The organism is Mesonia aquimarina, from assembly GCF_003667275.1.
In the GTDB taxonomy this organism is placed as follows: domain Bacteria; phylum Bacteroidota; class Bacteroidia; order Flavobacteriales; family Flavobacteriaceae; genus Mesonia; species Mesonia aquimarina.
This window is the reverse complement of sequence record NZ_RCNV01000003.1, coordinates 199,385-216,026: the sequence shown is the minus strand read 5'-3', so window position 1 is coordinate 216,026 and position 16,642 is coordinate 199,385. Positions and strand designations below refer to the sequence as shown.

Genomic DNA, 16,642 nt, shown 5'->3' with positions numbered 1-16,642 from the left:
CTTCATTCTATCAATTTGCATTTATACCAAAGATAGCATCTAGAATGATTAGAAAATATTAAAAGGAGTTAATCAATTAATAAAATAAAGCGCTAATTAATTATGAATGGTTAAATATTTAACAAAAAAAGCCGATGGTTGCCCAGCGACTTTTTCTAACCCAAATATTTATTATGAGACACCCTAAAATCTCTGTTTCAAAGATGGGGTAATTATAAAGTTTCAACGTTAAGTGAATATTAGCTTTTAGTTACCTAATCTTGTAATGCAAAAACGCGTTCAAGCAACGCTGTAGTTCTAGAGTTTATATTTGTTCTAATTTCTTTTTCTTCTACCGCAATCATAGTGTAAACCCCATCTAAAGCTTCGCTGGTAACATAGTCGGTTAAATCTGGATTTACATTTTCAGTCAGTGGTATTTTATTGTATCTGGAAATTATAGATTCCCAAATTTGATCTGCACCAACTTTTGCGAAAGAATTTTTTATTACGGGGTTAAACTTATTGTACAACGCAGAAGTAGTTTTATTCTCTAGATACTGTGTTGCTGCATTTTGGTCTCCTAACAAAATATTTTTAGCATCGGTAAATGTCATCTCTCTAACTGCTCCAACAAAAATTGGCGTCGCTTCTTTTACAGCATCTTCAGCGGCACGGTTTAATGCAAGAATGCCTTCATCGGCAAGGCTTCCTAAACCTATACTTCGTAAGCTTTTTTCTACTTTTTGCAATTCTGCTGGTAGTGCAATTTTTACTAATTCATTTTTATAAAACCCATCTGTTTGGGTAAGTTTTGTTACCTGTTCGTCAATTCCTTTATCAAGTGCTTGTTTTAGTCCATTTGCTATTTCAGTTTCTGAAATGCCGTAGGTATTGTTAGGCATGTTTTCGGCAATAGTTTGTAGTTCAGCACAAGAAAAACAAGTGAAAATTAAGAATAAACAAATTAATCGTTTCATAATATTTTTTTGATAAAAGTAATAAAAAAATCAACGATTATATTTTAGATGAAATAATTGTAGATGAAAATTAATTTACTAAAAATTTAAAGATACTTTATAAAATTAACTTATAATGAAATATGGATTATCAATTTTTATGAAAAACTAATTATATGTATCTTTAAGAGATAAAAAATAAAACTATGAGCAAGAAAAAACTAACCACCGCATCTGGTCGACCTTTTGTTGAAAAAGAAGACTCGTTAAGTGTAGGTAGAAGAGGTCCCTTATTATTAGAAGATTACGTGCTTCACGAAAGTATGGCGCATTTTAATAGAGAACGAATTCCAGAACGAGTAGTGCATGCAAAAGGTTCTGGTGCATTTGGTACGTTTACCGTAACCAATGATATTACAAAATATACAAAAGCAAAGATGTTTTCTGAGGTCGGTAAAAAGACCGATATGTTAGCGCGCTTTTCTACGGTAGGAGGAGAAAAAGGTTCTGCAGATTCTGATCGCGATCCACGCGGATTTGCTTTAAAATTTTATACAGAGGATGGTAATTGGGATTTAGTAGGTAACAATACACCAGTGTTTTTTATTAAAGACCCGAAAAAATTTGGTGATTTTATTCACACACAAAAAAGGCATCCATTTACTAATATGAAATCGCAAACTATGCGATGGGATTTTTGGTCCTTAAACCCAGAATCACTTCATCAAGTTTTAATTTTAATGAGTGATCGAGGAACACCCTACGGTTATCGCCACATGAATGGTTATGGATCGCACACCTTTTCAATGATAAATGCGAATGATGAGCGTTTTTATGTGAAATTTCATTTTAAAACCGATCAAGGAATTAAAAATTTTACAGATGAAGAGTCGGTAGAAATGGCGGGTAAAAATCCGGATTTTTCGCAACAAGATTTATTAGAAAACATAGAGGAAGGGAAATTCCCAACATGGACTTTAAAAATTCAAGTAATGCCCGAAGAGGAGGCTAAAAATTATAAGTGGAATCCATTCGATTTGTCTAAAGTTTGGCCACATGGTGATTACCCTCTAATTGAAGTGGGAAAAATGGAGCTCAATAAAAATGCCGATAATTATTTTGCGCAGATTGAGCAATCCGCTTTTGCACCGGCACATATAGTCGATGGAATTGGTTATTCTCCAGATAAAATGCTTCAAGGTCGATTGCTTTCTTATCCAGATGCACACCGTTATAGATTAGGTGTAAATTATGAGCAAATCCCTGTAAATCGTTGTCCGTATGCTGTTAATAATTATGAACGTGACGGTTTTATGACAGTAAGCGATAACGGCGGAAGATCAGAAAATTATTACCCAAATAGTTTTGATGATATAGAAGTTGATAAGGACTATAAATTAAAACCACCACGCGTTGATGATGCTGAAGCGGAATGGTACGATAGAAATGCTTCAAAAAGTGGTGACGACGATCATTATACACAACCCGGGAATCTATATCGGATTATGAACGATGAAGCGAAAGCTAATCTAGTGAAAAATACAGTTGGCTCGATGAGCCAGATAGATGGACCTAAAAAAGAAGAAATCACCCAACGTCAATTAAAACATTGGCAAAAAGCCGACGAAGAGCTTGGAAGACGTATAGCAGAAGGTTTAGGTGTCCAAATTAAATAAGATTCAAGATCTTTAACTTATAAATTGAAGAGGCTGTCTAGAAAGATTAAAAAAACGTCATTCTGAATTTATTTTAGAATCTCATATTGCTGAAATGCAAATGAGTATGAGAACCTGAATCAAGTTCAGGTTGACAAAAGTAGACTTTTTAGACAGCCTCTTTTTATGCTAATAAAACAATGACCCTACCCTGAGAAACAGTAGAGCCATTGTGAGTATTAACTAAATCAAACAAATTACATTTACCCCAAATAATAATTTGCTTGTTATACAAAAGTAACATCAATGCCAAGTTTGCGAAATACCCGATAATGGGTATTTTTGTTTTTAGGATATATTTATTAATAAGAATTATCAGCTCAATTATTGCTAGTATTTTCGTAAATTTACCCTCCCAAAATTTAGATCAATTTCATGGAACAACAAGCACCTTATAAACCAAAACATAAAGTAAGAATAGTAACTGCCGCTTCACTTTTTGATGGACATGATGCAGCCATAAATATTATGCGCCGTATCATTCAGTCTACCGGGGTAGAAGTAATTCACTTAGGTCACGATAGAAGTGTAGAGGAAGTGGTAAATACAGCCATTCAAGAAGATGCCAATGCAATCGCAATGACTTCTTACCAAGGTGGTCACACCGAATATTTTAAATATATGTATGACCTTTTAAAGGAAAAAGGAGCAGAACATATCAAAGTTTTCGGCGGCGGCGGCGGTGTAATTCTTCCAGATGAGATTAAAGAATTACACGAATACGGAATTACCAGAATTTATTCTCCGGATGATGGGCGTGAACTTGGATTACAAGGAATGATTAACGATTTGGTTAAACAATCAGATTATGCTATTGGTGACAAATTAAACGGAGAAATAAAAAAACTATCCAATAAAAAAGATAATGCCATTGCTCGATTAATTTCTTCTGCAGAAAATTTCCCTGAAATAGCAAAGGAAAGCTTAGAAGAAATTCACGAAAAAAATAAAAGTATAAAAACGCCTGTTTTAGGAATTACCGGAACAGGTGGAGCAGGAAAATCATCTTTAGTAGATGAATTAGTTCGTCGATTTTTAGTTGATTTTAAGGATAAAACCATTGGAATTGTTTCTGTAGACCCTTCAAAAAGAAAGACGGGAGGAGCTTTACTAGGAGATCGTATTCGTATGAATGCAATTAATTCGCCTCGCGTTTATATGCGTTCGTTGGCTACGCGACAATCTAATTTGGCACTTTCAAAATATGTACAAGAAGCCATTGAAGTTTTAAAAGCGGCAGAATACGATTTAATCATTCTAGAAACTTCTGGAATTGGGCAAAGTGACACCGAAATTTTAGACCATTCTGACGTTTCTTTATACGTAATGACACCAGAATTTGGTGCGGCAACACAGTTGGAGAAAATCGATATGCTTGATTTTGCAGATATTGTAGCTATCAATAAATTTGATAAACGTGGCGCTTTAGATGCGTTACGCGATGTTAAAAAGCAATACCAACGCAATCATCAATTGTGGCATGAAGATGCAGATAAATTGCCGGTTTTCGGAACTATCGCTTCGCAATTCAACGATCCGGGAATGAATACGCTCTACAAAAAAATTATGGATACTTTAGAAGAGCGAACCGAAACAAGCTTAAAAAGCGATTATCATATTTCTGAAGAAATGTCAGAAAAAATATATGTAATCCCACCGAAGCGTGTGCGTTACCTTTCAGAAATTTCAGAAAATAATCGCGGTTACGATGAAAAAGTTGAAAGTCAAGTTGAAGTTGCACAAAAACTTTACGGAATTTATAAAACCATCGAATCTGTAACGGGAACTAAAATAGATTTAACTAAAAATGGTTTAGATGAAGATGCTTTGCATGAAGCTACAACTGAAGAAAATCAGGATTTAGTCGATTTATTGAAGAAAGAGTTCGACCGTGTAAAAATGGATTTTGATCCGTATAACTGGGAAGAGATTTTACAATGGGAAGATACCGTAAAAAAATATCACGATCCTATTTACACGTTTAAAGTACGTGATAAAGAATTAAAAATAGAAACGCATACAGAATCGCTTTCGCATACGCAGATTCCAAAAGTTGCGCTTCCAAAATACAAAGCTTGGGGAGATTTATTAAAATGGATTTTACAGGAAAATGTTCCTGGGAAATTTCCATACACCGCAGGTTTATATCCGTTTAAGCGTCAAGGGGAAGACCCAACAAGAATGTTTGCCGGAGAAGGCGGTCCAGAGCGGACCAACCGTCGTTTTCATTACGTGAGTTTAGGCTTACCAGCAAAACGACTTTCTACTGCTTTTGATTCGGTTACCCTTTACGGAAATGATCCCGATCACCGACCAGATATTTACGGAAAAATCGGTAATGCTGGAGTTTCAATCTGCTGTTTAGATGATGCAAAAAAACTGTATTCTGGTTTTGATCTGGCGCATCATTTAACTTCAGTTAGTATGACGATTAACGGTCCGGCGCCAATGTTACTCGGGTTCTTTATGAATGCAGCTATCGATCAGCAATGCGAAAAGTACATTAAAGAAAATGGCTTAGAAGATGAGGTTGAACAGAAAATCGCTAAAATCTACAAAGAAAGTGGAATTGAACGTCCAACTTATCGCGGAGAATTACCAGAAGGAAATAATGGTCTTGGATTAATGCTGTTAGGAATTACCGGAGATCGTGTTCTTCCTGCCGATGTTTATGCAAAAATTAAACACGAAACTATGGCGGTAGTTCGTGGTACGGTTCAAGCGGATATTTTAAAAGAAGATCAGGCACAAAATACTTGTATTTTCTCTACAGAATTTGCTTTGCGTTTAATGGGCGATGTGCAAGAATATTTCATTCAAAATAAAGTGCGTAATTTCTATTCGGTTTCTATTTCCGGTTATCACATTGCAGAAGCGGGAGCCAATCCAATTACACAGTTGGCGTTAACCTTGGCAAATGGTTTCACTTACGTGGAATATTACTTAAGCCGAGGAATGGATATCAATAAATTTGGTCCAAACCTTTCGTTCTTTTTCTCTAATGGAATCGACCCGGAATATGCGGTAATCGGTCGTGTAGCAAGAAGAATTTGGTCAAAAGCCTTAAAGCACAAATACAATGCAAATCCGCGTGCGCAAATGTTGAAGTATCATATTCAAACTTCAGGAAGATCGTTGCACGCGCAGGAAATTGATTTTAACGATATTCGTACGACGCTTCAAGCGCTTTATGCGATTTATGATAACTGTAACTCGTTACATACCAATGCGTATGATGAAGCAATTACGACACCAACCGAAGATTCGGTAAGACGTGCGATGGCAATTCAGTTAATTATCAATAAAGAATTAGGATTGGCGAAAAACGAAAATCCAATTCAAGGTTCATTTATTATTGAAGAATTAACCGATTTAGTAGAAGAAGCTGTTCTACAGGAATTTGATAGAATTACCGAACGTGGCGGTGTACTTGGTGCGATGGAGACCATGTATCAGCGTTCTAAAATTCAAGAAGAAAGCTTGTATTACGAAACTTTAAAACACAATGGTGATTTTCCAATTATTGGAGTGAACACTTTCTTAAGTAGTAAGGGATCGCCAACGGTAACTCCGGGAGAAGTAATTAGAGCAACAGAGGAAGAAAAGCAATTCCAGATTAAGACGCTTGAAAAGTTACATAAAACTTATGAAGATAGTGCAGATGAGGCTTTAGAAAAAGTTCAAAATGCAGCTATTCATAATGAAAATATGTTTGAAGAATTAATGGAAGCAACTAAGGTTTGTTCTTTAGGACAAATTACCGAAGCTTTATTTGAAGTCGGTGGTCAATACCGAAGAAATATGTAATTTTTAAATAGATAAAATTTTATAAGGCGGCTTGTGTTTTTATAATTCAAGCCGTTTTTGTATTTTTAGAGGGAAATCAACCAAAAAATCATTAAATGCTTCAAAAATTATTTTTATAATTTTACTTTGTGTAAGTTGTTGTTTAAACGCACAAACCACAAGTATTCCTGATGCTAATTTTGAACAAGCTTTAATTGATAAAGGAATTGATTCTGATAATACAATTAATGGGATGGTTTTAACGAGCGACATTAGTGGAGTTACAAGTCTAAATTTGAGCACAGACTACGTAGATAAAATTACAGGAATTGAAGATTTTACTTCTTTAAAAGTGTTAAACTTATCAGATTCTGGAATTCATTATGTAAATGAACCTTTAGATTTATCCTCTCTACAAAACTTAGAAGAACTTTATATTAATAGTGGGGGAGATCATATTACATTAAGTGTTTACGAAATTGTTTTAACCAATAATCCTAATCTTGAACTAATTTATGCTTATGATAATTGGTATTTACGACAAATTGATCTAAAAGGAAGTGATGTAAATATAGATGAACTAGAGTTGCATATTCAAAAATACGGTGAAGCTTTTGATGATGAAATTTGTATACAAGTAACTAATGCTAATGATGCTCAAAATCTCCAAGGCGATTATGTAAATTGGACTGTAACTGGGGGTCACAATTTTTCAGAAAACTGTAATTTAAGTGTAGATAAATTTTCAGAAGAAAGCGTGAAAATTTATCCTAATCCAGTGCAAGGTTATGTTACTATTCAGGCGCAATCGAATTTACAAAAAGCAAGTCTATATAGTTTGCAAGGAAAAAAAACAGCTAGTTTTTCTGCGGAAGAATTAAAGAAAGAAATAGATTTAAGTCCAATCAATTCTGGTGTATACCTTTTAAGAATTGTAGATGAAAATGGAGCAATTTTAACGATAAAGCTGATAAAAAAATAGCAATAAATTTTTCGCATGATTATTTACATAAAGTCTGCCAAACGCAGGCTTTTTTAGTATATTTCAACAATGCGACAAAAACTTTATAAAATAACTCCTAAAAATAGATGGCGACTTATCTTGATTTTGTCGTTTATTTTATTGGCGATTTTATTATCAAGTTTGTTAGAGAATAAAAATTTAAATCAAATAAATTCTGACTTCACTTCAATTTACAAGGATCGTTTAATTCCTGCTGCAGAAGCCTATTTTATTGCCGAGCATTTACATGAAAAAGATTTATTATTAGAACGGTTAGTATTTTTTCAAGAAAAAGATAACATAAAAATTCTACAAAAACTGATCTCAAAAAATCAAGCGATAGATTCTTTAATCGTAGAATATGAAAAAACATATTTTGTAAATGAAGAATCTAAATTATTTCAGCATTTTAAAACCAATTTGAAAAAATATTTTGCTTCAGAAAATGAAATTATAGAATTAATTCAAGAAAATAAACTTGAAAAAACTAAGCAAATTATAAACCAAGAAACTTTAGTTTTGCTTGATTCTCTTCAAAAGGATTTGCACATATTAGCAAGTATTCAAACAAAAGTTGGTAAGGAACTTCTAGATAATTCACGTTCAGGTTTCGCAAGCAATAATTTATTATATTATTTACGCTTCGTACTTACAATTGTAGTAGGTTTTTTTATTTTATTACTTGTTCGAACTTCCGGAATGATGTCTTTAGAAAAGAAAAACTATAATCCTTTGAAAGTTATAAAACCTGAAGATGACTAAGATTGCTAACATTTATTAACGTATTGGTTAATTTTGGTTAAATAAAATTCAATTAGCAATTTATTGGCAAAAATAAGTATCCTATTTCACGATCTTTACAAAAAAAAGATTATGAAAAATCATTCGCTATTATTTTTAGGCTTAACGATATTAACTGCTCTTTTAGGGTTTTTTCCGGGTCTGGATTATTTTGGAATTGCTTTTGTTAGAGTATTTTTTATTATAGCTGCAGATTTATTAATCGTATCATTACTTGCCAAAGGACTATTTCCTGCAAAATTAGCTCCTATAAAAAATAAAAGCCTTAAAAAACCATTTAAAAATAATTAGTATTTTTGAAATCAATTTATTTAACTTTTAACAGATGCACAAGCAATTTCTGTTTATTACGCTATTATTTTTATCGGTAATTTTTTCTGTTTCAGCACAAAATGAAGAATCAGATCTTTTAAATCAAGCCGAAAAATATCAAGAAGAATTAAATAAAGAATTTTCTGATGAAGAAACTACTCCTCTTCAAACAAAAGATTTAAAAAAGTTTAAGGAGTTAGATTTTTTTGAATTAGATCCTGCTTATATCATTGAAGCTAAATTTATAAGAACACCGTATGAGAGTCCGTTCGCTATGCCCACAACTACTGATAGAAAGGCAATTTATATAAAATATGGCGAAGTTAAATTCAGATTACACAACCAGCAAGTTAGTCTAAACGTATATCAAAATCAACGTTTAATGACTGATCCTGAATATAAAGACCATTTATTTATCCCCTTTACTGATGCAACAAATGGAAATGAAACTTATGCCGGCGGTCGTTATTTAGATATTACAATTCCAAAAGGACCGAATGTTTTATTAGACTTTAACCAAGCTTATAATCCCTACTGCGCTTATAATGGAAGATATTCTTGTCCAATACCACCTGAGGAAAATGATATGCAAATTCCTATTAAAGCAGGGGTTAAAAAATTTAAGTAATTTTAATGAGCCACATTCCTAGAAAAACGGCTAAAAAGCCTACAATTATACTTGCTAACGTATAAAAGGCAAAACTGAAAAAATCTCCAGATTTTAAAAAAATATGATTTTCATAAGCAAAGGTAGAGAAAGTAGTAAATCCTCCGCAAAACCCTGTAGCTAAAAGCAGCGCAGTAATTTCACCTACACGTTGGTTTTTTACCACATAGCCTAAAATTATTCCGATTAAAAAACTTCCTAAAATATTTGCAGCAAAAGTTCCGTAAGGAATTCCGTTATTAGGATTATTTAGCCATTTGCCTATTAAAAAACGCAAGGCACTGCCAAAACCTCCACCGATAAATACAAGTGCAAATTGTTTCATAGGATTTAAAAAATAATACTATTTTCTACCTTATTTTCTTCTTTTACGGGTTTTTGTACCGGAATATAAATTTCGGTTAGCCAAGTTGCAGGATTTGGATTTTCACTAGGATCTGTAACATAGACCTCAAAAGGTTGCGCGTCAGATTTGCGCTCTATGCTTTTATCCTGTTGAATATATTGTTCTAATTTAGCCCAAGTTTCGGGTAAGTTTTTATAATCTCCTTTTAGGGTAGCTTTAACCACTTGTTGACTCTCTAAAAAGCCACATAAAACACTACTGTTTCCATTTGCTGGAGTAATTTTATTGGGTGTTGGGATGGCAGCAGAAATAATTACCGTTCCATTTTCTTCATCAATTTTATTATATATGGTAAAAGGCGATCCGCTTATTTGTAAATTATTTTCTTTCATATAATTATAAACACGTGGCAACATTTGACTCATTTTGTTACTTAGAGCAGAAGGTGTAAAACGTGATGCCGTAGTATTGTACATATAATAACCACCACTATGTTGCGTAACGCCATCTATATTTATATTATAAACACCCATCTTTTTCTGAACAACTTCAGCAAGATTTTGCAGGCCTTTAGAAAACATTGGACTTAACATCTGTCCCATAGTACTATCTTGTGTGGCTTGGTAAGCTTTTTCCATAAAACTTTGCTTGCCTTTCATTCCCCAAGTAACCAAAGTACCATTTTCTTGTTCTTCAAATTTCCAATAAACCGTACTTTCTGATACTCCTACAGGCGTATCAAAACTTATTTTTTGATTGATAGTTTTTGGCGGAATTACCTCTGTGGTTTTCATTTCTCCATCCATAGACTCATCTCCTTGCCATGAATAACCTGCGCCTTCTCCGCTGGTTTTTTCCGGATAGGAAATAACCATATTAGGATCTTCTTCCATCCAAGGTCCCCAGTTTTCCCAATTCTTAAAGTCGTTTACTTCATTAAAAATCATTTCTCTTGGAGCTTCAATTAACATAGTTTCTTCAGCTTGATAATCGCCATCTAATGTTGCTACGTAGATTGAACCGCCAATAATGACAATTAATAATAAGAAAAAAAGGTATTTTAATATTTTCATGATCAATAAATTGGTTTTGATTAGCTAAGATAGGTAATTTACAAAATGTTAATTACTACATTTGTAAAAAATACTAAATTTTTACTGATGAAAATAAAAATTCTATCGATGCTTTTTGTTGCATCAATTTTACTTGTTGCTTGTAAAGACGAGCAAAAAGAACCTGTTAAAGAAGAGAAGAAGGAAACGGCAATTACTTCAGAAGAAGATTTCAACTATGTTGTTGATGAATTTGCTGACCTTAAAATTTTACACTATCAAATTCCCGGTTGGGAAGATTTATCACTGAAAAAGCAAAAGCTAGTTTATTATTTAACACAAGCTGGTTTAGCGGGGCGCGATATAATTTGGGATCAGAATTATAAACATAATCTAGCAATCCGTGAAGCTTTAGAAAATATTTATACGACTTATAGCGGTGATAAATCTTCAGACGATTGGAAGAATTTTGAAACTTATGTAAAGCGTGTTTGGTTTTCTAATGGTATTCATCATCATTATTCAATGGATAAAATGAAGCCGGAATTCAATAAGGCTTATTTTGATGGATTATTAAAATCTACTAATACAAGCCTAACAGGTGAAGCTTACGAGGTAATCTTTAATGATAAAGATGCTAAAAAAGTAAACTTAAACGAAGAAAAAGGCTTAATAAAAGGATCTGCCGTTAATTTTTATGGCGAAAATATTACTGCCGAAGAGGTTGATAAATTTTATGCCAACAAAAAATCTCCAAACCCTAAAAAACCACTTTCGTTTGGATTGAATTCTAAATTGGTAAAAGAAAACGGAAAATTAGTTGAAAAAGTTTGGAAGAGCGGCGGAATGTATGGTAGCGCCATAGATGAGATTGTAAAGTGGTTAGAAAAAGCAAAAACTGTAGCTGAAAATGAAAAGCAAGCTAAAGCTTTAGGTTTGTTAATTGATTATTACAATACGGGAGATTTACAGACTTGGGACGATTACAATGTTGCTTGGGTAGATGCGACAGAGGGAGATATAGATTACATCAACAGCTTTATTGAAGTTTATAATGATCCAAAAGGATACCGCGGATCTTATGAAACAATTGTACAAATTAAAGATTTTGATATGTCTAAGAAAATGCAAGTTTTTGAAGATAACGTACAATGGTTTGAAGATAATTCACCAATTATGGATCAACACAAAAAAGAAGAAGTTGTTGGTGTTACTTATAAAACAGTGATTGTAGCGGGAGAAGCAGGAGATGCATCGCCAAGTACACCAATCGGGGTGAATTTACCAAACGCCAATTGGATTCGTGAAGCGCACGGAAGTAAATCTGTTTCTTTAGGAAATTTAATTAATGCATACAGTCAAGCAGGCGGATCAGAAAAATTAAAAGAATTTGCTCACGATGAAGAAGAGGTAGAATTGTCAGAAAAATACGGCGAAACAGCAGATAAATTGCACACTGCTTTACACGAAGTTGTTGGTCACGCTTCAGGAAAAATTAATGAAGGTGTTGGAGAAACCAAAGAAACACTTAAAAATTACGCTTCTACAATGGAAGAAGGGCGTGCAGATTTGGTAGGACTTTACTATTTAATGGATCCAAAATTAGAAGAATTAGGCTTAACTGACGATTATGAAAAACTAGGGAAAGCTGCGTATAATGATTATATTAGAAATGGATTAGTAACACAATTAGTTCGTTTGAACTTGGGTGATGATGTGGAAGAAGCACATATGCGTAATCGCCAATGGGTAAGCGCTTGGGTTTATGAAAAAGGAAAAAAAGACAGCATAATAGTAAAAGAAATAAAAGACGGTAAAACCTATTACGATATTAAAGATTATCAAAAATTACGTGTACTTTTTGGTGAATTATTAAGCGAAACGCAACGTATAAAATCCGAAGGAGATTTTCAAGCTGCTAAAAATTTAGTTGAAAATTACGGTGTGAAAGTAGATCAAAAACTACACAAAGAAATTTTAGAACGTAATGAGAAATTTAAATCTGCACCGTATAGCGGATTTGTGAATCCGGTATTAGTTCCTGAAACAAATGAACAAGGAGAGATTACTAAGATTGAAGTAACTCAACCAGCCAGTTTTGAAGAGCAGATGTTAGAATATGCTAAGAAATACCATAATCTTCCTGTAAAGAATTAAATAGAATAATAAAAAAGCCATCAATTTTGATGGCTTTTTTATTTTTAATTTGAAGACCCAATTCCTACTCTAAATCCTATTTGAACATCAATTTGCTTAAGTTGATCTGCAGCCAAAGCTGAAATTGCCGAGGAAGATCCTAGGTAGAAAAAGCCGCCAAAACGGAATCCTAAACCAGCAGAAAAGTCTGAAATTGTAGAAACACTTAACGGTAGATAAGTTTCAAAATTCTTCCCGGAATATCGGGGAATAATAGCATACGAACTGTAGGTTGGTAGTACGGTGTTTTTGCTGTTTTTAACAAGACTTTGTCTCATTTGAAAACTTGCAAATAAATTATTGTACACCTGGTAATCTGCGTAAATATTAAGGGATGTTGGCAAACTTACTTCAATATCATTTTTAGAAGTGTTAGAAGAAAAATAATTACTGTTTTCAATAATTTCAATCACTTCTTCCGCATTTTCTGCATCTTCAAATTGCGAAGCATCAAAATCTTCTGTATCAGGAATGTTAAGCTCATAAGTTTGTCGTTCTGAATTTTTATCAAATGTAAGACTTCCAATATCTTTTACAGAAAGACCAATATTTAATTTATACGGATATTTAGTGTCTTTATTTTTCAATAAATAATTAAGTCCAAAATCTAATCCTAAACCTGAAATACCCGAAGAAAGGTATTTATAATCAAAATCTTCAAAACTATCGCCTAAAAGTCCAGCGTAAGCTATATCAACTCTTGCGTTGGCATTACGTAATATTATATTATCATTCGCATCTTTTTCTACGGTAGCATTAAACTTTTCAATTCCGCCGTTGGCATAGGCTTGGGCAAATAATAGTTTAAAGGTAGCTCCTCCGGAAAGTTTTATGTTTTCATTTTCAAAAATATTTCTAGCGATTGAAAAATCAATTGTTTCATAGCCAACAGCGGTAACACGTTGATTTCCGTCTTTGTCTAAAATATCTAATTGTGGAAGATCTTCTTCAATAAGATCAATAATTTTGGGGTCAATATCGGTTAATGAGATATGCGCATTTAAAGTAGTTTTTATGCCAAAACCCCAATCATTAACTCTATAAGCAACTCCCGGACCAATTACTTTTAGATTAATGGTCGTGCTAAACGGTTTATCTCCTCTTAATAAATCGTCTTTATAATCCTTAAAATTTTTATCAGATTCTAAAAAATCAAGAATATTTACTTTATTGTTTGATGCTTGCGTACTAATATGAAGAATACTGATATCAATTTTATTTGATAAATTGGTAAGTTCTGCCGGATTATTATCTGCATTTAATAATGTAGTTTTTCTGGAGGTATTAATTCCTAAAAAATGATCTTGCGCAAAACTTATAATTGGAATGAAAAAAAGGAAATAGAGTAAAAAGTTTTTCATAATAATTAGATTTTGGTAGGTTATAAACTCTAACGGTTATGTTAAATTAAGCATAATACAACAGATTTGCAATTTTGATTAAGGCAGAAATTCTAAAAATCGTATTTTTTATCTAACGCGTAGCGAAGTAATTCGCCTTTACCACGAAGGTCTAATTTTCGCATCATATTTTTTCGGTGAGTTTCTACGGTAGAAACTGAGCAAAAACGTATATCTGCAATTTCATTGGAAGTTTTTCCTTCGCCAATTAAATGTAAAATTTCCTTTTCGGTTTTAGATAAAACTGATTTTTTTTGGCTTGTATTTTCTTCCTTTAGAAAAGATAAATTTAAAGAAGGATCAAAATATTTTTCACCACTCACTACTGTTTCAATAGCAAGTTTTACATCGTTTAAACCAGAATTTTTTAAAATATAACCTGAAGCTCCCGCAGTTAGCATTTGTTGAATCGCGTCTTGCTGATCGAACATAGAAAAGGCAATTACTTTAATATGCTTAAATTCTTTTTTTATAATTTTTGTAGCGGCAATACCGTCAATTTTTGGCATTCTAATATCGGTAAGTACAATTTTGGGTTGTTTTAACCTAACGATGTCTAATAATTCCTCTCCGTTGTTAGCTTTTCCTACAATTTCAAAATTTTCTTCTTGTTGAAATAACAAACTGAGTCCGTCAATTAAGGATTGATGATCTTCTGCAATGGCAATTGTTATCATATAGGTAGGTTTATTATTATGCTAGTTCCTCGGTTTGGGTGCGTATCTATATCAAAATTTCCGCCTAAATGTTCAATTCTCTTTTCGATCGTTTCCAAACCAATTCCTGTTTTATTTTTGCTTGCTGTTTTAGGATCAAAACCTTTACCGTTATCTTCAATAATGATGTTTAAAGTTGAATTATGATTGGTAAAAGAAATATTGGCTTCGGTGGCTTCGGCGTGTTTAATAATATTGGTGACCAATTCTTGAATAATTCTAAAAATTGTGATCTCTAAACTGTTTTCAAGTTTTTGATCTAAACCAAATTCTTCTACGTGAACTTTTAAACCATTTGGCGTTGAAACATTTTTAGCAAAGCGTTTTACAGCAGGAATTAATCCTGAAGAAGCTAAAACGCCACTGCTTTTTTGATGTGCCATATTTCGCACGTTTTGATAAGCTTCATTAATTAAGTGAAGAATTTTGCTGAAACTATCTGTATTGGTGTTTTTGTTTTCTTCTTTTAAGCTTTCAATATTTAGGCGAATTGCAGCAAGCGAACTACCTAAGTTGTCGTGTAAATCTTCCGCAAGACGTTGCCGTTCTTTTTCTTGACCGGCAATCATCATATCAATCGTGTTGAGCTCTTGTTGTTTTAGTTCCTTTTCGGTTTGTTGAAGTTTTAGTTTTTGATTTTGCTGAATAATTTGTCTTTTTCTGCGGGCGTTTTTTGCGATTAAAAGACTGATTATGGTTCCAATAAGCACACTAGAAATAACGACTATCCATAAAATAGTTTGCGTTTGTTTTTTCTTTTTTAGATCGGTTTTTAAAATAAAGTTTTCCTTCTCTTTTTTCTCGGTTTCGTACTTCGTTTTAATATCAGAAATAGCAATATTTTGCTTGGTCAAATTTAAGCTGTCTTGTACGGCATTATATTTTTCTTGGTAAACAAAAGCATTTTTATAATCACCTAAAGCTTTATAGCATTTTACATATTTTCGGTAAATAATTGTCTGATAACCAAGTTCATATTTTTTGATCTTAAAGTCTTTTATGCTATCTAAATAGGTAATCGCTTTTCGGTACTTTCCTTCTTTTTGATACGAATTCGCATAGTTTATATAATAAGCAAGAAGTTGCAATGAATCTTTTTCTAAAATATGCTTGGGATATCCTTTTTTATAATATTCTCGTGCTAATTTTTGATCTCGAAATCTTCCTGAATATACTAAGCCTAAGTTAGCATAGGCTCTGCATATTGAAACTGTATCTTTTAGTTCTGTAGCTATTTCGAGTGCTTTCTCAAAATATTTTTTTACTTTATTTTTATCACCATTTTCAAATAAATAATATGCATAATTAAAATTCACCTTTAATAATACTTCTAGATTGTTATTTTTTATGGCATACTTCTCAGCAGTTTTTATATAAGGAAATGGATCAACTTTTATAAAATCTTGTCCTCTTAAAAGACTAGATACTTCCAAGCTAGTTTTTGCCGCTTCTTCTTCCGCGCCTAACTGGTTATATAGATTCAGTGCTTTTTCTCTATATTGAAATGCTAAACCGGCTTGGTTATAGTTATTATAAAGCTTACCTAAGGAATCGATAAGCTTTGCTTGCTTAACTCCTGTATGCTTTTTAATTTCTTTTTTTAAAATAGGGATTAAGCTATCATTTTCTTGTACAAAAGTTTCTGCTCTTAGCACAACAAAAGAGGATAAAAAGAAAATATAAAAAAGTATATATTTTTTTTGCTGCATA

Annotated in this window: 13 protein-coding genes; 7 read left to right on the top strand and 6 right to left on the bottom strand. The window is 32.8% G+C overall.

Features of this window, described 5'->3' with window-relative positions:
- Positions 1-254 precede the first annotated feature (254 nt).
- The gene (locus tag D9R05_RS06425; RefSeq protein WP_121666390.1) at positions 255-959 is read right to left on the bottom strand and encodes a DUF4197 domain-containing protein; all 705 of its coding nucleotides are present in this window, start codon (positions 957-959) and stop codon (positions 255-257) included.
- 185 nt (positions 960-1,144) lie between these two features.
- Here D9R05_RS06425 and D9R05_RS06420 point away from each other — a divergent pair, with 185 nt between their 5' ends.
- The 6 genes from D9R05_RS06420 to D9R05_RS06395 all read left to right on the top strand — a co-directional run bounded on the left by D9R05_RS06420 (position 1,145) and on the right by D9R05_RS06395 (position 9,183).
- Complete coding sequence (locus D9R05_RS06420) at positions 1,145-2,614, top strand: catalase (protein ID WP_121666389.1); 1,470 nt, start codon at positions 1,145-1,147, stop codon at positions 2,612-2,614.
- Positions 2,615-3,028: 414 nt separating this feature from the next.
- The gene (locus D9R05_RS06415; RefSeq protein WP_121666388.1) at positions 3,029-6,460 is read left to right on the top strand and encodes a methylmalonyl-CoA mutase family protein; all 3,432 of its coding nucleotides are present in this window, start codon (positions 3,029-3,031) and stop codon (positions 6,458-6,460) included.
- A gap of 31 nt (positions 6,461-6,491) precedes the next feature.
- On the top strand, positions 6,492-7,421 hold the full coding sequence (locus D9R05_RS06410) for a T9SS type A sorting domain-containing protein (protein WP_121666387.1): 930 nt from the start codon (positions 6,492-6,494) through the stop codon (positions 7,419-7,421).
- 69 nt (positions 7,422-7,490) lie between these two features.
- On the top strand, positions 7,491-8,204 hold the full coding sequence (locus D9R05_RS06405; RefSeq protein ID WP_121666386.1) for an MCP four helix bundle domain-containing protein: 714 nt from the start codon (positions 7,491-7,493) through the stop codon (positions 8,202-8,204).
- A 111-nt stretch (positions 8,205-8,315) separates the two neighbouring features.
- Positions 8,316-8,534, top strand: a complete 219-nt coding sequence (locus tag D9R05_RS06400) for a DUF1328 domain-containing protein (RefSeq protein ID WP_121666385.1) — start codon at positions 8,316-8,318, stop codon at positions 8,532-8,534.
- Between the two features lie 34 nt (positions 8,535-8,568).
- Positions 8,569-9,183, top strand: coding sequence for a DUF1684 domain-containing protein (locus D9R05_RS06395; protein WP_121666384.1), 615 nt, complete (start codon positions 8,569-8,571; stop codon positions 9,181-9,183).
- Here the strand turns inward: D9R05_RS06395 and crcB are convergent.
- Complete coding sequence (gene crcB / locus D9R05_RS06390; protein WP_121666383.1) at positions 9,176-9,547, bottom strand: fluoride efflux transporter CrcB; 372 nt, start codon at positions 9,545-9,547, stop codon at positions 9,176-9,178. The genes D9R05_RS06395 and crcB overlap by 8 nt on opposite strands.
- Positions 9,548-9,552: 5 nt before the next feature.
- On the bottom strand, positions 9,553-10,641 hold the full coding sequence (locus tag D9R05_RS06385; protein ID WP_121666382.1) for an SRPBCC family protein: 1,089 nt from the start codon (positions 10,639-10,641) through the stop codon (positions 9,553-9,555).
- Positions 10,642-10,728: 87 nt separating this feature from the next.
- Between D9R05_RS06385 and D9R05_RS06380 the strand changes: the two genes are divergently transcribed.
- Positions 10,729-12,777 carry a dipeptidyl-peptidase 3 family protein gene (locus D9R05_RS06380; RefSeq protein ID WP_121666381.1) on the top strand — a complete coding sequence of 683 codons (2,049 nt, stop codon included), beginning with the start codon at positions 10,729-10,731 and terminating at the stop codon, positions 12,775-12,777.
- 44 nt (positions 12,778-12,821) lie between these two features.
- Here the strand turns inward: D9R05_RS06380 and D9R05_RS06375 are convergent, their stop codons facing one another.
- From D9R05_RS06375 to D9R05_RS06365, 3 genes are all read right to left on the bottom strand, one after another.
- The gene (locus tag D9R05_RS06375) at positions 12,822-14,177 is read right to left on the bottom strand and encodes a DUF5723 family protein (RefSeq protein WP_121666380.1); all 1,356 of its coding nucleotides are present in this window, start codon (positions 14,175-14,177) and stop codon (positions 12,822-12,824) included.
- Positions 14,178-14,269: 92 nt separating this feature from the next.
- Complete coding sequence (locus tag D9R05_RS06370) at positions 14,270-14,893, bottom strand: response regulator transcription factor (RefSeq protein ID WP_121666379.1); 624 nt, start codon at positions 14,891-14,893, stop codon at positions 14,270-14,272.
- The gene (locus tag D9R05_RS06365) at positions 14,890-16,641 is read right to left on the bottom strand and encodes a tetratricopeptide repeat-containing sensor histidine kinase (protein WP_121666378.1); all 1,752 of its coding nucleotides are present in this window, start codon (positions 16,639-16,641) and stop codon (positions 14,890-14,892) included. The genes D9R05_RS06370 and D9R05_RS06365 overlap by 4 nt, the downstream gene beginning before the upstream one ends.
- Position 16,642 lies beyond the last annotated feature (1 nt).